Source organism: Streptomyces sp. NPDC043867, assembly GCF_056435845.1.
The window spans coordinates 43,036-61,018 of record NZ_JBWKDS010000003.1 but is presented as its reverse complement, the minus strand read 5'-3'; the positions used below and the strand labels follow the sequence as shown (position 1 = coordinate 61,018).

Sequence of the window (17,983 nt, the reverse complement as noted above, 5' to 3'; positions counted from 1 at the left end):
TCGCGGTACTTGTGAGGGGCGTGTCTCTCCGGTGGGCCGGACAGAGACCCTATTCCTGGACGGATTCCCCGGAGAAGTTCCTCAGGCGCTCCAGCTGGTCCCAGTGACGGGCGGTGCGCTCTCTCCCGACCGCCGTCAGCGTGACGTTCGTCTTCGGCTTCCTGTGCACGAAGGTCTTCTCGATCTCGACCAGGCCGGTCTCCTCGAGCTTCGACAGGTGACTGGAGAGATTCCCCTTGGTGAGCCGTGTCGCGCGCTGGAGGAAGACGAAATCGGCGGCTTTCACGGAGGACAGCACCGTCAGGATCGCCAGCCGGCCCGGTTCGTGGATCAGGCGGTCGAGGACCAACTCCTCGTTCCCGGACCCCGGCATGACGGGCCCGGAGATTTCGGACTCCGCGGGTTCGGACCCCGGCATCTCAGGCTTGGGCATTGCTGTTCCCGGCGGTCAGCCCCTCGGAGGGCCCGAAGGTGCGGTCGAGGGCGCGATGGTCGAAGATCCCCGTCACGATGGTGGCCGCCCCCGCCAGGACCAGGCCCAGATTGACCTTGCTGTCCGCTCCCGCACCACCCCAGACGGGTACGAGGCCGGCTGCCAGGAGAGCGCCGCAGATGATCGTGTTGTGGGCCCTCAGCCCTACGCCGACGGCGTAGTAGATCACCATGATCAGGGCGAAGGAGACCGCGGTGAGGCTGAGCGGCAGGTCGAGGGACCAGTCCGCCTGCACCCCTCCGGCGACCACCACCGCGCTGACGGCGGTGGCGGCGGCGCCCTTGGTCTGGGCGCTTGTGGACAGGGTGACCCGCCCGTAGTTCTCGTTGTAGTAGCGGGTGATGAACAGATACGCCGCCGCTGCCACCAGCAGGCAGCCCATGAAGACCCAGGTGTGGCGAAGCGGGCCCCAGGCCAGGTTGCCGAGCCCCGCGAAGATGATCATGGCGCCTACCGGGATCGAGAGAAGGCCTCTCAGGTAGTAGTAGACCGCCGCCGCCGACTCCAGACTCCTGCGTTCCACTTTCGCCCCTCCCAAACTAGTTTGTGACGCAAACCTTACGCCCGAGGCGGCGTCCTGTCGACTGGTCTGCACGGCAAACCTGGTTGGCGGGCCACCGCAGTTCCGTCGGGAGGCAGTCGTGGCCCGGGACACCCGGGCGGGCAGCGGCCAAGGCTGGCACGAGGGTGGAGTGTGGGGACGCGTGGACCAACGGGTGGCAGATCCCCGGGGAGCGCCAACCGACATGGCCGAGCGGGGCGTTCCGCTCGCCGAACGGAACGAGGTCGGCAGGTGGACAGACGGCAGCCACACCGCCGACACCGTCCACGACCGCCGCCACGGCGTCGGCACTCGGGACCCGCTCGATGAAGTACCGCTGTACGGCGGCCGTGCCCATGCCGCCGTAGCTGGCGCGCGAGAGACCGCGGGCTGACCTCAGCCCGGTCCCCGAAGGCTCAGGGGCCGGGCTGGAACTCGCGATCGAGGATGGCGTGCACGACGGAGTCCCGCCACTGCCCCGCCTTCAGGACGTGCTCTCGGATGGTGCCCTCTTCGACTATTCCGGCGGCGCTCATGGTCTTGGCGGATGCCTCATTGAGGGGGGATCGCGCGCCCCATATGCGGTGCAGTTGCAGGTCGTTGAAGCCGAAGGCGAGCAGGAGCCGCACCGTCTCGACGCCGTAGCCCTGTCCCCACACGTCAGGGCGCAGCGCGAAGCCGAGGGTGGCTCCGCGCTGCTGGTGAGGATCAAGGGCCAGGCGGCCGAATCCGATCCGTCCTTCGCTCACCGCCGGCGGCACGGTCATCTGTGACCGCTACATCGCCTCCACACTCGTCTTGCAGCAACTCGACGGGGTACCGCTGGACTTCCTCCTCGCCCTCAACGACGACGTGCTACCGCCCGACCTGGCCGTCATCCTGACCGCATCGCCCGGACGCATCGCAGACCGGATAGCCAAGCGCGGCGTCCGACACCGGTTCCACCTCGACCCCGCCCTGCCCGGCCGGGAAGTCGAGCTGTACGTCGAAACGGCTCGACTCCTCGAGGCGAGGAACGTACGCGTGCTGGTCCTCGACACCAGCAAAACCACTCCATCGGAGGCCGCGTCCGCAATCGCCGACGCACTGCCCGCTCCGTCGGTACCGTCAACAGCCACCCCGAAGCCAACAACCCCCCCAGGGAACATGCGGCACGCGAGCTGCTGGAGGAAACCGGCGTCACAGTCGACCCACGTGACCTGCGGTTGGTGCACGTCGTACACCAACAGCAGAACGACAACGTGGAGCGGATCGGGTTCTTCTTCGAGGCCACCCGGTGGAGCGGCGAGCCCGTCAACCGCGAGCCGGCGAAGTGCCTCGGACTGGAATGGTTCAGCGAACATGACCTGCCCGCCGACATCATCGAGTACCCGAAGGAAGGACTCCTCGGGTACCTGAAGGACGCCCACGGATTTTCAGAGCACGGCTGGGGGTAGCCCGGCCGGACAGGCGGCTCCCGGCACCTGCGGGACCGGAGCCGCCATTCGTAGGGCGCACCCGCCGGGCGCCGGTGCGCCCTACTAGCGGTACAGCAGGGCGAAAAGGTACTCCCAGCGGCTCACCACTTCGTCCGGGGAGAATCGTTGAATGCTTCTTCGCGCCTGATCCCCCATGCGGTCACGCAGGTCCTGGTCGCAGATCATCCTGTCCAGATGCTGCGCGAACACACGGGTGTTGCCTGCCGGTGCGATGAGCCCGTCCTCGCCGTCCCTGATGATCTCCCGCACTCCGGGACTCACGTCGAAGGCCACGCACGGCACGGCTGTCGCCATTGCTTCCATGAGCGCCAGGGGAAAGCCCTCCCCCCGGGACGGAAGCGCGAAGACCGAGCTTTCGCGCAGCGCCCCCAGCACGTCGCCGGTGCGGCCCTTCCATTCCACCGAGGCGGTGATTCCCAGCTGCGCCGCCTGCTTCTTCAGGGCTTCTTCCTCCGGGCCCGCGCCGTAGACCGTCAGCGTCCAGGAAGGATGGCCCGAGGCGATCTCGACCCAGGAATCGAGAAGCAGGTCCACCCCTTTCTCCTCATGGAGCCGGCCGATGCTGACCACGCGCTGTTCGCTCCGCCCGGAGGGGACTTCGGGAAAGAAAGGAAGGGGGTTCGGCATGCAGCCCGCATTGTTCATGCCCTGGCGAATCCACAGGTCGGCGTCCTCGCGGGTGAGAGCCAGCATCCGGTCCACGTCCTTGTAGAACCGCTTGACCCGGTGGAAGCGGGAGGACTTGCGGCACGTCTCGAACGACTCGTGACTCATCCCGATGACCGGCAGCCCGCACGTATCGGAGAGCGCCACCCATTCCATGGCCCAGACCTGCGTGACGACGACCACGGCCCCGGGCCGGGCCTCACGGAACAGCGAGGTGAGCTTGGCGGACTGCTCGCGCATGCCCGCCTCCCGCACGGCCCGGCGGCGCCGCTCGCGCACATCGAGCGTGGCTGCCGGTCCGCGCCGGGCCGGAGCGGCGGCCGGGTGGACGTCGTACAGCGTGACGGTGTCGTACGGCAGGTTTTCACCCAGATCAGCGCGTTGGTCCTCGGGAGCGGGAACGACGCCGATCACATGAACGGCGTGTCCCCGCTGTGAGAACAGGCGGGCCATCTGATGCACCCAGCTGGTGACGCCCCCGGTCTCGTCCACGTTGTTGGAGACGAAGAAGATTTCGCGGAGAGACGTCGGGTCATGCGCTTCGGTCATTCTTCATCCTGTCGTCACGGAAAGAGGTCCGCGAAAGAGCGTCACAGCGGGCGGATTCTTCACGGAAAGAGGATGTTCATGGTGACCTCGGATGCGGGTCCCCGCCCGTACCGCCGCCGTACGCGGCGGGTCGCAGTGTCGTGAGGACGCTGTGCGCCCCAGGGGGAACGGAAAGAAGAAAAGGCAAGGAGATGTCTCTCCTTGCCACTCTCAACTTATAGCGCACCGGGGGGCTTGCGGCAAGGCCCGGGTCGTACCGCAGAATCGGCGCCGTAAGCCATGACCTGCGGAAATCGGAGTTGCGACATGCGTGTGCTGTTGTCGACGTGGGGATCGCGGGGGGATGTCGAGCCGCTGGCGGGGCTGGCGGTGGCCCTGCGGGAACTCGGTGCGCAGGCGCGGGTGTGCGCGCCGCCGGACGAGGAGTTCGCGGCGCTGCTGGCGCGTGCAGGTGTGCCGATGGTGCCGCTGGGCCCGTCGGTGCGCTCGGTGGTCGCCGGACCGAGGCCTCCGACGGCCGAGGACGCGTTCCGGCTCGCCCCCGAGCTGGTCGCGGCCCGGTTCGAGACGCTCACCGCCGCGGCCGAGGGATGTGACGCGCTGCTGGCAACCGGCCTGATGCCGGCCGGCGCGCGGGACGTGGCCGAGAAGCTGGGCATCCCCTACGTGCTCGCGTGCTTCCACACGCTGGGCCTGCCGTCGCGGCACTTCCCTCCGGGGAGGCGGCCGGGCACGCCGTCCCCGCAGGACGAGACCGACAACCGGGCGCTGTGGGAACAGGACGCCCAGCGGGTGAACGCGCTGTACGGCGAGGCGCTCAACAGGCATCGGGCGGCGATCGGCCTGCCGCCGGTGGACAACGTCCGCGACCACGTCTTCACCGGCCGGCCGTGGCTGGCGGCGGACGCGACGCTGTGTCCGTCGCAGGGCATGACGGACCTGGACCTCGTGCAGACCGGGGCGTGGATCCTGCGCGACGACCGGCCGCTGCCGGCGGAGCTGGAGGCGTTCCTGGACGCGGGGGAACCGCCGGTGTACGTGGGCTTCGGCAGCATGGCCGCGCACGCCCCGCAGGGCATCGCCCGGGTGGCCACGGAAGCGGGCCGCGCGCAGGGCCGCCGGGTACTCCTCGCCCGCGGGTGGGCGGGCCTGGCCCCGGTCGACGACGCCGACGACTGCTTCGTCGTCGGCGAGGTCAACCAGCAGGCGCTGTTCCGCCGGGTGGCGGCCGTGGTGCACCACGGCGGCGCGGGCACCACGACGACGGCGGCCCGGGCGGGCGCGCCTCAGGTGGTGGTCCCCCGGATCGCGGACCAGCCGTACTGGGCGCGGCGGGTGGCGGAGCTGGGCATCGGCGCGGCGCACGAGGGCCTGACGCCGACCTTCGACTCCCTGTCGGCCGAGCTCACCACGGCCCTGCTGCCCGGGACCCGGGCGCGGGCACGGGACGTGGCCGGCACGATCCGCACCGACGGGGCGACGGTGGCCGCGAAGCTGCTGCTCGACGCAGCCGGCCGGGAAGGGCCGTCCGTGTCCGTGTGAGGCGCACGGACACGTCGGCGCCCCGGCACGCGCTCTGCTGCGCCTCTTTGTCTGACGGGGCGCCGGCCGGGACCGGCCCGAACGCACCGGCCCGCGTGAAGGATGTGTGGCTGATCGGCAGGTTTGCATGGCGGTATGGAGAGCCTGCGGTCGATCCTGAGGTCTGCGCGGCGACTTCGCGGGCATACGGCGGTGGATCGGGAGGGTACACCCCCCGGCCGAGAAGAACGCCGCGAGGCGCCGATCCGTGGGAGTCCTGATGCCGACCGCCGTGCCGGAGAGACCCACCGTCCTGCCCGGTGAATCACCCGGGCCCGCCAGGCCCGCCCGCACCCCCGCCCTGCCTCGCGGCACCGGCCGGACCGCCGCGCGCATCGGTGCGCTGACGCTCTGCCAGGCCGCGTTCATGGTGGGTATCGGACTGCTGATCACCGGCCCCGCGCGCGACGTGTGGCCGATGACCGCCGAGGACGACCTGAACGAGGCACTGGAGCAGCACCGCACCGGTGCCCTCACCACCCTCTCGTGGTTCGCGTCGGAGGCCGGCAACACCCTCACGATCATCGCCATCACGCTCGCGGCGTGCCTGGCGCTGATCCTGATACCCCGTCTGCCGATGTGGCGCCAGGCCGTCTTCCTCGCCGTCGGCGTCTCGCTCCAGGCGCTGGTCTTCCTCATCATCACCGAGTCGGTGGACCGTCACCGGCCCGAAGTGGACCGCCTCGACGCGTCCCCGCCCACCTCCAGCTACACCTCGGGGCACACCGGAGCGGCCACCGCGCTGTACGCCGGGCTGGCCGCGCTCGCCCTGTCCCGCATCCGTGGTCCCTGGCGCAAGGTCGTCTGCGGGCTGCTGCTGCTCGTGCCGCTGATGGTGGCCCTCTCCCGCCTCTACCGGGGCATGCACCACCCCACCGACCTCGTGGGCGGCCTCGTCAACGGAAGCCTGTCGCTGCTGATCGTCGGCCGTGCCCTGTTCACCGAGGGCACGGTGGCCGCCGTCCCCTCGGCGCGCCCCGCTCCGGCCGCCGGCACCGTCCGCCGTGAACTGGCGCCCGGCCGCACCGTCGTGGTCTACAACCCCACCGTGACCCACGAGAGCGCCTGCGCCGCCCTGCGGGACGTGCTGGCGCAACACGGGCACAGAGCACCGGAGTTCGTCCCGACCACGGCCGAGGACACCGGAGGCGGCCAGGCCGCCCGCGCGGTCCGCGACGGCGCGGCACTGGTGGTGGTGTGCGGTGGGGACGGCACCCTGCGGGCGGCGGCCGACGCCATGGCAGGCAGCGGTGTCCCCCTCGCCCTGGTGCCCAGCGGCACCGGCAACCTGCTCGCCCGCAACCTCGGCCTTCCGCTGTCGCCCACCGCCGCGCTCGACGCCGCGCTGCGCGGGAGCGTGCGCCCCATCGACCTCGGCCGCATCGAGGGCGACGCTCTTGAGGCCACCCACTTCGCCGCCATGTCCGGCGCCGGACTCGACGCCGCGATCATGGAGAACACCGACGACCGCACCAAGTCCTTCCTGGGCTGGCCCGCCTACGTACTGGCCGGCATCACCACGCTGCGCGCCCCCCGGATGCACGTGACGGTCCGGCTCGACGGCGCCCCGGCCCTGCGCCGTACCGCCCGCATGGTCCTCCTCGCCAACGTCGGCACCGTGCAGGGCGGCCTCACGCTCGTGCCCGCCGCCCGGCCCGACGACGGACGGCTCGACCTGCTGATCCTCGACCCGCGCGGACCCGGCGGCTGGATCCGTGCCCTCGGAGCGCTGCTGCGGGGCGGCGCCAGAACACCCCGGCCCACGTCCGTGGACACCCTCACCGCTCCCGACGCCGGCACCGGCGTACCGGTGGAGTTCTTCACCTTCCGGCGCGCCGAGCTCACCTTCGAGTCCGTGCAGTCCCGCGAACTCGACGGGGATCCGGTCGCGCCCGGCCGGCGCCTGACCGCCGAGGTCCGTCCGGGCGCGCTGACGATGCTGCTGCCGTCCGGGGAGAAGTGATGGGTACGGCGACCAAGGTCCCCGAGACCAGGGACATGACCGGCGAGGAACTCTCCGCCGACGAGGCGCTGGTGTCACTGCGCCGTTACGGCCGCTGGCCGCTGCTGCGCGACGCCTTCATCCGCTTCCGCTACGCCGACGGCTTCACGCACTCCCGTGCGCTCGCCCTGCAGACGGTGCTGTCGGTGATCCCGCTGGCGATCGCCTTCGTCGGGCTGTCCACCGCCCTGCACACCGAGAACATCGGCAGGCTCACCGAACTGACGATCCACCGGATCGCCCAGGGCCCCAGCGCCGAGGTGGTCGACGACGCGCTGGACCGCAGCAAGCGGACCGCGGGCGACGGTGCGCAGATCGCTCTCTGGTTCGGTCTGCTCTTCTCCCTGGTCAACACCACCACCGCGATGTGCCAGATCGAGCGCGGCGCCAACCGCATCTACGGCAACGAACGCGACCGGCCCTTCCACCTCAAGTACCTGCGCGGCCTGGTGATGTCCGTCAGCGCCGGCCTGCCGCTCGGCGTGGGCTTCATCGTGATGGTGGCCGGGGCGGACCTGGCCTCCGCGGCGGTGACGGTGTACCACCTCAAGGACAGCACGCTCACCGCGTGGAACATCCTGCGCTGGCCCCTCGGCCTGGTCCTCGTGCTCATCTCGGCCAGCGCCATCTTCCGCCGCTCGCCCCGCCGCAGGCAGCCCGGCTACACCTGGCTGGCCTTCGGCGCCGCGGTGTACCTGGTGCTGTGGACGACCCTCACCTGGCTGCTGAGTCTCTACCTCGGGATCAGCGGCTCCTTCGACACCGTCTACGGTCCGCTCAGTGCCTTCATGTCGCTGCTGCTGTGGGCCTACCTGACCTCCATCGCCCTGTTCCTCGGACTGTCCTTCTCCGCGCAGCTGGAAGCCGCGCGGGCCATGCGCCCCGGTCCGATCCACACCGACCCGGGAGTCTGAATGCCCCTCCGGTTCACCACGCGTCCCTTCCGCGAGCGTCGCCGCCGGGAGGCCGACCGCAGGTTCGGCGTCCGTCTGCTCGGCGCGGCTGTCGTGGCCGCGATCGCGGCGGTGCCGTTCGGCCTGCTGCTGGTCCTGGTCAAAGGGCAGTGGGAGCCGCTGCGCCGGGTGGACACGAGCGCGGCGCGGCGGCTGAACGAGACGGCGCTCGAGCACCCCGCCTGGACCGACACGCTGCGTTTCCTGTCGAACTGGGTCTGGGACCCGGTGACCCTGCGCATCGTGGTCGCGCTGCTCACCCTGTGGCTGCTTCACCGCAGGGCGTGGCGGCTCGCGGCCTGGTCCGCCGTGACGGCGGTGGCCGGCGGGCTGATCGGGCTGCTCGTCAAGGTGGTCGTCGAGCGGGCCAGGCCCAGCCTGGAGGACCCGGTCGCGCACGCCCCGGGCTTCTCGTTCCCCTCGGGCCACGCCATGACCGCCACCACGTCGTTCGCGATCCTGCTGCTGGTCCTGCTGCCCATGGTGCCGCGCGCCTGGCGGGTGGCGTGCTGGTGCCTGGCGGTGCTCTCGGTGCTCGGCGTCGGCTTCACCCGCGTCGCGCTGGGCGTGCACTGGTTCAGCGACGTGGTCGGCGGCTGGCTGCTCGGTCTCGCCGTCGTCGCCCTCACCGCCTGGGCCTTCGAGGCGTGGCGCGCCGACATCGGCCGCCGCACCACCGAACTGGCCGACGGCCTGGAACCCGAACTGACCGGCGCGCACCCCGAGCCCGATCCCGTCCTGCGCGCGAGGCACTGACCGGGTCAGGACCGCGCACGCGGCGACTCGTACAGGGCCAAGGAGGTACGTGCCGCACGCACGCCATTGTTTCGTGAGCCTCAACTCCTTCGCGTCAAGCGGTTGTTGCGGGTGCGTGGTTCAGGGGTTGTGTTCCGCGTCGAAGGCCACGAACCGCACCTCCGCGGTGTACCGGCGGCCCTCGTCGTCGGTGAGCCAGGTCTGTTCCGGTGTGGGCAGCATCTCGGTGATGGTGAACGTGCCCTGCGGGTCCCTGCGGGACAGGCGGCGCAGCGCCTTGGCGAGGATGGTGACGTAGACGGGGCTGTCGAAGTCGACGTAGAAGGGCCGCGGCTCGGTCGGCAGGACGACGAAGACGTGACGCGGCAGGCCGAGCCGGGTGCGCCAGTGGCGGGCGCGGACGAAGCGCCGGGCCTCGTCCTTGTCGTCGGCGAACCCCGCGTCGGTGGCGGGCAGCCGCCAGGTCTCCCGGGCGACCACCATGCGGTCGAGGGTCACCCGGGGCGTGTGGCCGGCCTGCGGCAGGAGTTGGAAGAGGTCCATCGCCAGGGTGGTCAGGACGTGGGAGAAGACGTCGACGGCCGGGAAGGCGGAGCCGTCCGGGAGCCGGACGAGGAGCCGGCCGTCGCGTTCCTCGACGGTGGCGTCGGCGCTGCGGACGGCCCGGGGGCGGGCGGGGTCCGCCGTGAAGTCGGCGAGGGCGACCTGGTGGTCCTCGGGGCGTACGAGCGTGTGACGGACCCGGACGGACAGGCGCGAGCGGTGCTCCTTGGGGATCAGGGGCATGAGGCGCGGGCCGGGGTGGTCGCGGTCGGTGAGGCGGAGCAACTCGGCGGCGTCCGGGTGCTGGTGGGTGAACAGGGAGGCGCCCAGCGTGTTGGCGGCGAGGTGCAGTTCGCCCAGGACGAGGGTGAAGTCGCCGCGGGCCACCGCCTGCGCTCCGTCGGCGGCGATCATCACGTCCGGGCTCAGATAGCGGGCTGCCGTCCAGCCGCCGCCGGTGCTCTCGAACGCCTCCCGTACCTGTGCCTCGATGTCCGCCGACGCCACGGTCACCCGGCGGGCGCCCTCGGGGACGGCCAGGATGCGCTGCCAGCGTGCGGCGAACTCCCGCTGGAGTTCGGTGGCGGTGGTGCGGGCGGCGCCGTGCAGGACCGGCAGGCACCCGAACCAGAAGGACGCCAGGTCGACCTCGCCCTCGGCGGCGAGCCGGTCGTACACGCGGCGCGTCTCGGCCGTCACCGTCGCCGCGAGCCGTGCGGTGAGCCAGGCGGCGCTGTCCATGAGCAGCCGCAGCGGGTGCAGTGCGTCGAGCACGGCGGGGCCCAGGCGGGCGGTGGCGGACCGGCGGGTGTCGGAGTACACCAGCGCCCGGCAGGGGGCCGTCGACGCGGACTTCTCCCGTACGGCGGCCGTGGCGGTCAGGGCGGTGAAGTCCCGCTCCAGTTCCGTCATGGCCTCGACCAGCGCCTCCACGTCACGGGCCGCCGCCACCTTCGCGCGGCCCCGCTCCAGCCGGTCCAGTGCGGCCAGCCCGCGGCTGCGCGGCTCTGGCGCGCCGACGGACTCGAGCCAGGCCCGCAGGGCCCGGTCGGGGTGGGTGCCGGCGGGCACCTCCAGCCGCCACGCCACCCAGCGGCGGGCGACCAGATCGGCCAGGACGGCGGGCACGTCGGTGTCCGGGAGTTCGGCGGCGATGCGCCGGGCCGGCCGGACGCCGTCGCAGCGGGCCAGGACGGCCGCCGTGTCGGCGGACACGGTCACCGGGCGGCGGCCGGGCACCCGGACGCGGTCCCCGTCCAGTGCGACGAACGGCACCCGCCGGGGTGCGATCCACTCCCGCAGGGCGGGGTCGGTGTCCAGCGTCTTCGCCAGTGCGTCGATGCCCCAACTGGCCCAGTAGACGGTGGAGCCGGCGATGAGTCCGGAGCCCGCGTCGACGGCGGCGCCGGGCGTCGCGGCGTCCCAGCGGCCCCAGCCGACGGGGCCGAAGAAGCCGATCGTGTCGTTCTTCACGCAGAACCGCTGCCAGTAGTGCGCGACCAGTTCCTCGCGCTGGCGCGGCATGCTGCTGCGGCTGTCCGTGCCCGGTGTCCAGCGCAGGAACGGGGCGATGCCGGAGGTGAGGACCGGCCGGTTCTGCCAGGCCACCGCCTCCCGGAAGGCGGGCATGCGGGCGATGTCCTGCAAGGTGTGCGCGCTCTCCACGGCGGCGTCCGCGAAGAGCCGGGCGAAGTCCGCCCAGCGGGCGCCCTCCAGAGGGTCGTCGTCGGCGAACTTGTCGGCCGCCTCCGCCAGTCCGGCCGGTGCAAGGCGCAGGACCCCGTCGGCGGGGAAACCCGGCCCCCGCAGGGCGAACTGCTCCCACAGCCGCCAGCGGCCGAGGGACGGCACGAAGTCTTCGGTCATGGCACGTTCTCCTTGGCGAGCGTGGGTGGACGGTCCTGCCCGTGCTGGTCCGGCGCAAGGGGTCAGGCGGCGCCGTAGTCGGCGTCGACGACCTCGGCCAGGTCGAGCGGTGTGGGGTAGGCGAAGACCAGGGAGACCGGGACGTCCGCGCCGATCGCCTCCTGGAGGCGGCCGGTGATCTGGAAGGCGGTGAGCGAGTCGCCGCCCGCCTCGTAGAAGTCGGTGTCCGCGGTGAGGTCGGGCAGGCCGAGCACGTCCTGGAAGATGCCGACGAGCAGGTCGACCGTGGTGAGGGACGTCGCGGCGGTGGCGGTGTTCGAGGTCATGGCGTGTGCTCCTTCGTGCGGGCAGCGGGATACGGGTCGGTGTGCTGGTCGGGATGGGTGGCGTGCAGGCGGGCGGCGGTGTTGCCGCCCGAGACGATGGCCACGGCCCGTTCGCGGCGGCCGGCGCGCAGCGCCCCGGCCAGCGCGACGGCTCCGCTGGGTTCGGCGTGGACGCCGTGCCGGTGCAGCAGGGCGGTGGCGGCGAGGATCTCGGCGTCGCCGACGGCGATCAGGTCGTCGACGCGGTCCCGGATGATGGGGAAGGGGACGTGTCCGGGGCACTGGCCGCGCAGCCCGTCCGCGACGGTGGTGCTGGGCGGCAGCCGGATGGGACGGCCGGTGGCCAGGGAGCGGGCGTAGCGCGGGGTGAGGGCGGGTTCGACGCCGACCACCCGGACCGGGCGGCCGGTGGCGGCGAGGCACACGCCGGCGAGGAGCCCGCCGCCGCCGGTGGGGACGTAGACGGTCTCGGTGCCGGGGGCGTCGGCGAGCAGTTCGCTTCCGGCCGTGCCCTGCCCGGCGACCACCAGGGGGTGGTCCGAGGAGGGGACGAGGAGGGCACCGGTTTCCTCCGCGAGCGCCCGGGCGCGTTCCTCCCGCTCGGCCACCCCGCCGCCCACTTGGAGGGTCTCGGCGCCCAGCGCCCGGACCGCGGCGGCCTTGGCGGGGGAAGCGCCCTGCGCGAGGACGACGGTCAGCCGGATGCCGAGGGTGCGGGCGAGCCTGGCGAGGGCGATGCCGTGGTTTCCGGAGGAGCCGGTGACGACCCGGTCGGCGCCCAGGGCGAGGACGGCGTTGGCGGCGCCGCGCGTCTTGAACGAGCCGCCGAGCTGGAGGTGTTCGGCCTTCAGCAGGAGCCGCGAGCCGTGCGCCGCCGTCACCGGGCCGCGCAGCAGGGGCGTACGGACGATGTGGGGGGCGATACGGGCGGCGGCGGCTTCGAGGTCCGCGGGGCCGAGGCCGGCGGGACCGGGTCCCTGGGGGCTGCGGGGGGCGAGGTGCCGGCGGGTGGTGCCGGCGCGCGTGTCGCCGGTGCCCGGGCGCAGACCGGTGGCGGTCATCGGGTGCTCCCTGCGGCCAGCCGGCGGCGGTCCGCCTTGCCGCCGCGGGTGGTGGGCAGCGTGTCCAGGCGCTGGAAGCGGCGCGGCATCAGATGGGGCGGCAGCGACCGGGCGAGGTGACCGCGCAGGGCCGCGTCCGTGATGTCGGCCAGGTCGCCGGTGACGTGGGCGAGCAGGTGGACGCGCCCCCGGTCGTCGGTGTGGGAGGTCACCACCGCGCCCGTGACCCCCGGGTGGGAGAGCAGGGCGCCCTCCACCTCGGCCGGGTCGACGCGGTAGCCGCGGATCTTGACCTGCCGGTCGGTGCGGCCTGCGTAGTGCAGTCCTTGCTCGTCCCACCAGCCGAGGTCACCGGTGCGGTAGAGGCGGGCGCCGGGCGGGCCGAAGGGGTCGGGGACGAAGCACTCGGCCGTGCGGGCCGGGCGCCCGCCGTAGCCGCGGGCCAGGCCCTCTCCCCCGATGTACACCTCGCCCACCGTGCCGTGGGCGACCGGCGCGAGATCCGCGTCCAGGATCCGCAGGACGGTGCCGGCCCGGGGCACGCCCACCAGGTCGGCGGACGGGTCGGGTTCGGCCGGCACGCTGTGGCGGGTGGTGGTCATCGTGCACTCGGTCGGGCCGTACTGGTTGACGAGCCTGCCGGGTACGAGCGGGCGCCCGCCGGCGGCGAGGAAGGGCCGCAGTGACTCGCCGCTGGAGGCGGCCAGGGCGACCCCGGCCAGCGGATCGGTGAGTCCCGGCGCCCCGGCCAGGTGCGACAGGAAGGAAGGGGTGACGCTGAGCAGGGCCGTCACCCGGTGCTCCCGGACGGTGCGGGCGAATTCCTCGGGGCGCAGCAGCCGGGCCCGGTCCACGATCACCAGTCGTGCTCCGGCCAGCAGTGGGACGAAGGTGTCGCGGATCGAGGCGTCGTAGCCCAGGGGCGCCGTCTGCAGGGCCACCGTGCCGGGGCCGAGGCCGAACGCGTGGGCGGTGTCGCGCAGGTAGGCGTCGAGGGAGCGGTGTTCGATCAGGACGGCGCTGGGTTCCCCGGTGCTGCCGGAGGTGTGGCTGACGTAGGCGAGGGCGCGGGGGTCGGCCGGGGGCGGCGGCGGGGCGTTCGGGGGTGCGGGGCGGTCCAGCAGGACGGTGGGCAGGGCCTGGCCGAGGAGGGAGGCGTGCGCGGACGTGGTCAGCAGCAGGCGGGCGCCGGCGCTGCGCACGAAGGCCGCCAGCCGGTCCCGGGGCTGTCCCACGTCCAGGGTGAGGAAGGCGGCGCCGCAGCGCAGGACCGCCGCCATGGCCGCGACCGCGTCGGTGCCGTGCTCGACGGCGACGGCGCACACCGTCTCCGGCCGGGCGCCGTGGGCCCGCAGGAGCCGGGTGAGCTCCTCGACGCGGGCGGCGAGGCGGGCGTACGTCACGTCACCGGCGGGGGTGGTCAGCGCGATGCGGTCCGGGGTCCGGGCGGCGTGCGCGGCGATGTCGTCGGCGATCGTGCGCATCAGTCCTCCCCCACGCCGGCGACGGTCTGGTCGACGGCCACGAAGCGGAGCTCGGAGGTGTAGCGGCGGCCCTCGTCGTCGGTGAGCCAGGCCTGCTCGGGGGTGGGCAGCATCTCGCTGACCTTCAGCCGTGCCGCGGGGTCCTTGCGCGCGAGTCTGCGGGCCGCCTTGGCGAGGATCGTCGTGTACACGGGGCTGTCGAAGTCGACGTAGAAGGGGCGGGGTTCGGTCGGGGAGACGACGAACACGAACCGGGGCAGCTCGTGCCGCTGCTGCCAGTGCCGCGCCCGGACGAAGCGGGCGGCCTCCGTCTTCTCGTCGGCGAAGTCCAGCTCCGCGACGGGCAGTTGCCAGGTCTCCCGGGCCACGATCATGCGGTCGATGGTGATGCGCGGGGTGTGTTCGCCCTCGGGGCGCAGGGTGAAGCGGTCCATGACGCGCTGGGTGAGGGTGTTGGCGTAGACGTCGAGGAGGTCGTGGGCGGTGCCGTCGGGCAGCACGGCGGTCAGCCGGCCGTCCCGCTCCTCCACCAGGACGTCGGCGCTCAGCACCGTGCGGGGGCGGTGCGGGTCGCCGGTCTGGTCGACCAGGGTCACGTAGTGGTCCTCGGGACGGTCCAGCGAGGGCCGGCTGCGTGTGGACCACTTCAGCGGCAGTTCCTTCGGCAGCGTGGGCAGCAGTCGCGGGCCGGGGAAGTCGCGGGTGGTCTCGGCGAGCAGCTCGTCGCGGTCCGGGTGCTGGTGCACGAACAGGGAGGCGCCCATGGTGTTGAGCGCGCAGTGCATCTCGCCGAGGACGAGCCGGACGTCGCCGCGGGCCAGGGCGGCGTCGTCCTCGGCGATGACCAGGACGTCGGGGCTGATGTACCGGGCCAGCGACCAGCCGTCGCCCGGTTCGTCGAACTCCTGCCGTACCCGTTCGGCGAGTTCGCCCGTGCTCAGCCGTACCCGGCGCGCGCCCGGCGGAAGGTGAAGGATGCGGGCCCACTTGGCGCGCAGTTCGGCCTGGGCCGCGTCGATCAGGTCGCCGGCGTCGGGGTGCGGGGAGGGCAGGGTGTGCAGCCACAGGGTGCCGAGGTCCACCGGTCCGCCGCTCGCGCGCAGGCGGTCGTACACGGTGTGCAGACGGCCCCGGACGGCTTCGGCGAAGCGGTTCGTCATCCAGCGGGCGGCGGTCAGGCACAGTTGCAGGGGCTCCAGGTGTGCCAGCAGTGCGGCGCCTGCCGTGGCCGTGGCCGACCGGCGTGCGTCGGAGTACACCAGGCCCCGGCAGGGGGCGGTGCGTTCGCCCTTGGCGCGCTGGGCCTCGCTGTCGGTGAGCGCGGCGAAGTCGGCTTCCAGGGCGGCGATCGCGGCGCTCAGCGCGCCGGCGTCGAAGCGGGCGGCGCGTACGGCGTCCCGGCCGCGTTCCAGGACGGCGAGCCTGTCCAGCGCCCGTTCCCGGGCGGCCTGGTCGGGGACGCGTTCCAGGATGCGGCGCAGGGCCCGGTCGGGGTGGGTGGCCGCGGGCACCTCCAGCCGCCAGTGCACCCAGCGCCGGGTGAGCAGCTCGCCGACCGTGTGGGCCACCTCGTCGGCGTCCAGGCCCAGCTCGGCGGCGATGGCGGCCGTGTGCCGGGTGCCGTCGCAGCGTTCCAGCACGGCGAGTTCGCGTGCGCCGACCGGCTGTGCGGGGCGTCCGGGGACCCGTACCTCGCCGTCCTCGCAGCGCACGAAGGACACCCGGCGCGGCGGGATCCAGCGCATCAGTTCGCGGTCCTCGCCGAGCACCTTGGCCAGGGCGTCGACGGCCCAGCCGGAGAAGTACACCTCCTGCGCGGCGAGGAATCCGTCGCCGGCGTCCACGGCGACGGCGTCCGGCGCGGACAGGTCCCAGCGGCCCCAGCCGACGGGGCCGAAGAAGCCGATCGTGTCGTTCTTCACGCAGAACCGCTGCCAGTAGTGCGCGACCAGTTCCTCGCGCTGGCGCGGCATGCTGCTGCGGCTGTCCGCGCCCGGCGTCCAGCGCAGGAACGGGGCGATGCCGGTCCGCAGGACGGCGGGGTTCTGCCAGGCGAGGGCCGCCTGGAAGCGGGGCTGGGCGGCCACCTCCTGGAGGTGCCGGGCGGTGTGTACGGCGGCGGCGGACAGTTCCTCGGTGAAGGCCTGCCACTCGGGCCCGGACAGGTCCGTGCCGGGGCCGAACTTGTCGGCGGCCTCGGCCAGTCCGGGCGGGGCCAGGCGCAGCACGCCGTCGGCGGGGAAGCCGGGGCCGCGCAGCGCGAACTGGTCCCACAGCCGCCAGCCTCCGCCCGGCAGCAGGACAGGTGCGTGCTCGTCCGACATCGCGTGCTCCTTCCGGAAAGGGGGGTGCGCGGGGGTCCCTCTGCCCGGCCGGGCGGGTGCCGCCGCCGGGATGCCGGGCGCCCCGGCCGGAGAGCACGGTCCCGCGCCGCGGCCGTGGCTCACCAGAGAAGATCCGGCAGCAACGCACGCCGCCGGTACGGCGCGTTCGTCCCTGACCCCGGCCGGCGGGCCCGGGCACGCTGGCAGCGTCGGCCCCTGACCTGTGGCCGGCCCCATCACCTGCGGGAGGTTCACCGTGACGCAACCCAACTCCGCGACCGGCGCGGGCGGCGAGGCACCCCGCCCCGGCACCGACGAGGTGTACCTCGTGGTGCGCAACGACGAGGAGCAGTACTCGATCTGGCGGGCGGACCGCGAGGTGCCCGCCGGCTGGTACCCGGAGGGCCGGCGCGGCAGCCGGCAGGAGTGCCTCGACCACATCGGCGTGATCTGGACGGACATGCGCCCGCTCAGTCTGCGCCGCCGGCTGGCCGGGGCAGATGTCTGAGGGCCGTCCGGGCCGGCTCCTGTCGCGGCCGGCCCATGGTCCTCCGGCGGTACCGCCACCGGAACGGCTGTGTCCGGCCGTGCTGGACCTGTCCGCGCTGCCCGACCGGACGTATCCGCCGGGCCCGCGGGCGCTGCGGGGACCGCTGGAGCTGTACCTGGCCCAGGTCGGGGCGCAGGACGAGCGGGCGCTGCGGCGCGCGCGGGAACTGCTGGACGCGGAGGAACGGGCGCGGGCGCGCGCGTTCCGGCGCGACCGGGACCGCGACGCCTATGTGGTCGCGCACGCGGCGCTGCGCAGTGTGCTGAGTGTCCTGCTGGGCATCCGCGCCGAGGCGCTGCCGCTGATGCGTGAACCGTGCGCCGGCTGCGGCGGTCCGCACGGCCGGCCGGCGCTGCGTACGGCCGGGGTGCACTTCTCCCTGTCGCACAGCGGGGACCTCGTGATGGTGGCGCTCGCCCCGGCGCCGGTCGGTGTCGACGTGGAGGGGCTGGCCACCGCGCAGGCGGTGCTCGGCGCGCAGTCCGCGCTGCATCCGGCGGAGGCGCGGGAACTGGCGCGGCTGCCCGCGCACGCGCGTCCGGCGGCCTTCACCCGGGCCTGGGTGCGCAAGGAGGCCTACCTCAAGGGCCTGGGCACCGGGCTGGTGCGGGATCCGGCGCTCGACTACGTGGGCACCGGGCCGCGGCCGGCCGCTCCGTCGCCGCAGTGGACCGTGCGGGACGTCCTGGTCCCCGCGGGGTACGGGGCGGCTGTGGCCCTGCGGGCACCGTGAGGGCACCCGCGGCAGGGGGGGGGGGGGGGGGGGGGGGGGGGGGGGGAGTCGGCAAACCAGCACCCGACAAGCCCAGT

General features: G+C 73.2%; 16 protein-coding genes and 2 pseudogenes. 9 read left to right on the top strand and 9 right to left on the bottom strand.

What is annotated here, in order from left to right; genetic code table 11:
• Positions 1–49 precede the first annotated feature (49 nt).
• Both AC069T_RS03770 and AC069T_RS03765 read right to left on the bottom strand, forming a co-directional pair.
• Complete coding sequence (locus AC069T_RS03770; protein WP_478781163.1) at positions 50–433, bottom strand: winged helix-turn-helix domain-containing protein; 384 nt, start codon at positions 431–433, stop codon at positions 50–52.
• Positions 420–1,016 (bottom strand): hypothetical protein, encoded by a 597-nt coding sequence (locus tag AC069T_RS03765; RefSeq protein WP_478781162.1) that lies wholly within the window; start codon positions 1,014–1,016, stop codon positions 420–422. Before AC069T_RS03765 ends, AC069T_RS03770 begins: the two co-directional genes overlap by 14 nt.
• A 223-nt stretch (positions 1,017–1,239) precedes the next feature.
• Between AC069T_RS03765 and AC069T_RS03760 the strand changes: the two genes are divergently transcribed.
• Positions 1,240–1,428 carry a hypothetical protein gene (locus tag AC069T_RS03760; protein WP_478781161.1) on the top strand — a complete coding sequence of 63 codons (189 nt, stop codon included), beginning with the start codon at positions 1,240–1,242 and terminating at the stop codon, positions 1,426–1,428.
• A gap of 22 nt (positions 1,429–1,450) precedes the next feature.
• On the opposite strand, the pseudogene AC069T_RS03755 reads toward AC069T_RS03760, so the two are convergent.
• Positions 1,451–1,768, bottom strand: a pseudogene (locus AC069T_RS03755) (GNAT family N-acetyltransferase); the annotation flags it as partial.
• Here AC069T_RS03755 and AC069T_RS03750 point away from each other — a divergent pair.
• Together AC069T_RS03750 and AC069T_RS03745 are read left to right on the top strand one after the other, a co-directional pair.
• Positions 1,767–1,952: pseudogene (locus AC069T_RS03750) on the top strand (dTMP kinase); the annotation flags it as partial. The pseudogenes AC069T_RS03755 and AC069T_RS03750 overlap by 2 nt on opposite strands.
• Positions 1,922–2,470, top strand: a complete 549-nt coding sequence (locus tag AC069T_RS03745; RefSeq protein ID WP_478781388.1) for an NUDIX domain-containing protein — start codon at positions 1,922–1,924, stop codon at positions 2,468–2,470. The pseudogene AC069T_RS03750 and the gene AC069T_RS03745, both read left to right, overlap by 31 nt.
• 84 nt (positions 2,471–2,554) lie before the next feature.
• On the opposite strand, the gene AC069T_RS03740 is transcribed toward AC069T_RS03745, so the two are convergent.
• Positions 2,555–3,727 (bottom strand): glycosyltransferase, encoded by a 1,173-nt coding sequence (locus AC069T_RS03740; RefSeq protein WP_478781160.1) that lies wholly within the window; start codon positions 3,725–3,727, stop codon positions 2,555–2,557.
• Positions 3,728–4,033: 306 nt separating this feature from the next.
• Here AC069T_RS03740 and AC069T_RS03735 point away from each other — a divergent pair, with 306 nt between their 5' ends.
• From AC069T_RS03735 to AC069T_RS03720, 4 genes are all read left to right on the top strand, one after another.
• Positions 4,034–5,269, top strand: a complete 1,236-nt coding sequence (locus tag AC069T_RS03735; RefSeq protein ID WP_478781159.1) for a glycosyltransferase — start codon at positions 4,034–4,036, stop codon at positions 5,267–5,269.
• A 259-nt stretch (positions 5,270–5,528) separates the two neighbouring features.
• On the top strand, positions 5,529–7,271 hold the full coding sequence (locus AC069T_RS03730) for a bifunctional phosphatase PAP2/diacylglycerol kinase family protein (protein ID WP_478781158.1): 1,743 nt from the start codon (positions 5,529–5,531) through the stop codon (positions 7,269–7,271).
• Entirely contained in the window at positions 7,271–8,224 is a 954-nt protein-coding gene (locus AC069T_RS03725) for a YihY/virulence factor BrkB family protein (protein WP_478781157.1), read from the top strand. Before AC069T_RS03730 ends, AC069T_RS03725 begins: the two co-directional genes overlap by 1 nt.
• The gene (locus AC069T_RS03720; RefSeq protein ID WP_478781156.1) at positions 8,225–9,019 is read left to right on the top strand and encodes a phosphatase PAP2 family protein; all 795 of its coding nucleotides are present in this window, start codon (positions 8,225–8,227) and stop codon (positions 9,017–9,019) included.
• Between the two features lie 120 nt (positions 9,020–9,139).
• Here AC069T_RS03720 and AC069T_RS03715 read toward each other — a convergent pair whose 3' ends face one another.
• The 5 genes from AC069T_RS03715 to AC069T_RS03695 all read right to left on the bottom strand — a co-directional run bounded on the left by AC069T_RS03715 (position 9,140) and on the right by AC069T_RS03695 (position 16,623).
• Positions 9,140–11,428 carry a lantibiotic dehydratase gene (locus AC069T_RS03715; RefSeq protein WP_478781155.1) on the bottom strand — a complete coding sequence of 763 codons (2,289 nt, stop codon included), beginning with the start codon at positions 11,426–11,428 and terminating at the stop codon, positions 9,140–9,142.
• A 62-nt stretch (positions 11,429–11,490) separates the two neighbouring features.
• Positions 11,491–11,754 (bottom strand): acyl carrier protein, encoded by a 264-nt coding sequence (locus tag AC069T_RS03710; protein ID WP_358850592.1) that lies wholly within the window; start codon positions 11,752–11,754, stop codon positions 11,491–11,493.
• The gene (locus AC069T_RS03705; protein ID WP_478781154.1) at positions 11,751–12,815 is read right to left on the bottom strand and encodes a threonine ammonia-lyase; all 1,065 of its coding nucleotides are present in this window, start codon (positions 12,813–12,815) and stop codon (positions 11,751–11,753) included. The genes AC069T_RS03710 and AC069T_RS03705 overlap by 4 nt, the downstream gene beginning before the upstream one ends.
• Positions 12,812–14,299 carry an amino acid adenylation domain-containing protein gene (locus tag AC069T_RS03700; protein ID WP_478781153.1) on the bottom strand — a complete coding sequence of 496 codons (1,488 nt, stop codon included), beginning with the start codon at positions 14,297–14,299 and terminating at the stop codon, positions 12,812–12,814. Before AC069T_RS03700 ends, AC069T_RS03705 begins: the two co-directional genes overlap by 4 nt.
• Positions 14,299–16,623 carry a lantibiotic dehydratase gene (locus AC069T_RS03695; protein WP_478781152.1) on the bottom strand — a complete coding sequence of 775 codons (2,325 nt, stop codon included), beginning with the start codon at positions 16,621–16,623 and terminating at the stop codon, positions 14,299–14,301. The genes AC069T_RS03700 and AC069T_RS03695 overlap by 1 nt, the downstream gene beginning before the upstream one ends.
• Positions 16,624–16,879: 256 nt before the next feature.
• On the opposite strand from AC069T_RS03695, the gene AC069T_RS03690 reads away from it, so the two are divergent.
• On the top strand, positions 16,880–17,131 hold the full coding sequence (locus tag AC069T_RS03690; RefSeq protein WP_358850596.1) for an MbtH family protein: 252 nt from the start codon (positions 16,880–16,882) through the stop codon (positions 17,129–17,131).
• A gap of 79 nt (positions 17,132–17,210) precedes the next feature.
• Entirely contained in the window at positions 17,211–17,906 is a 696-nt protein-coding gene (locus tag AC069T_RS03685; RefSeq protein ID WP_478781151.1) for a 4'-phosphopantetheinyl transferase family protein, read from the top strand.
• Positions 17,907–17,983: the final 77 nt, after the last annotated feature.

Coding starts and splice junctions, on each gene's coding strand:
- AC069T_RS03770 (WP_478781163.1), bottom strand. CDS start 433: ATGCCCAAGCCTGAGATGCCGGGGTCCGAACCCGCGGAGTCCGAAATC.
- AC069T_RS03760 (WP_478781161.1), top strand. CDS start 1,240: ATGGCCGAGCGGGGCGTTCCGCTCGCCGAACGGAACGAGGTCGGCAGG.
- AC069T_RS03740 (WP_478781160.1), bottom strand. CDS start 3,727: ATGACCGAAGCGCATGACCCGACGTCTCTCCGCGAAATCTTCTTCGTC.
- AC069T_RS03735 (WP_478781159.1), top strand. CDS start 4,034: ATGCGTGTGCTGTTGTCGACGTGGGGATCGCGGGGGGATGTCGAGCCG.
- AC069T_RS03730 (WP_478781158.1), top strand. CDS start 5,529: ATGCCGACCGCCGTGCCGGAGAGACCCACCGTCCTGCCCGGTGAATCA.
- AC069T_RS03725 (WP_478781157.1), top strand. CDS start 7,271: ATGGGTACGGCGACCAAGGTCCCCGAGACCAGGGACATGACCGGCGAG.
- AC069T_RS03720 (WP_478781156.1), top strand. CDS start 8,225: ATGCCCCTCCGGTTCACCACGCGTCCCTTCCGCGAGCGTCGCCGCCGG.
- AC069T_RS03715 (WP_478781155.1), bottom strand. CDS start 11,428: ATGACCGAAGACTTCGTGCCGTCCCTCGGCCGCTGGCGGCTGTGGGAG.
- AC069T_RS03710 (WP_358850592.1), bottom strand. CDS start 11,754: ATGACCTCGAACACCGCCACCGCCGCGACGTCCCTCACCACGGTCGAC.
- AC069T_RS03705 (WP_478781154.1), bottom strand. CDS start 12,815: ATGACCGCCACCGGTCTGCGCCCGGGCACCGGCGACACGCGCGCCGGC.
- AC069T_RS03700 (WP_478781153.1), bottom strand. CDS start 14,299: ATGCGCACGATCGCCGACGACATCGCCGCGCACGCCGCCCGGACCCCG.
- AC069T_RS03695 (WP_478781152.1), bottom strand. CDS start 16,623: ATGTCGGACGAGCACGCACCTGTCCTGCTGCCGGGCGGAGGCTGGCGG.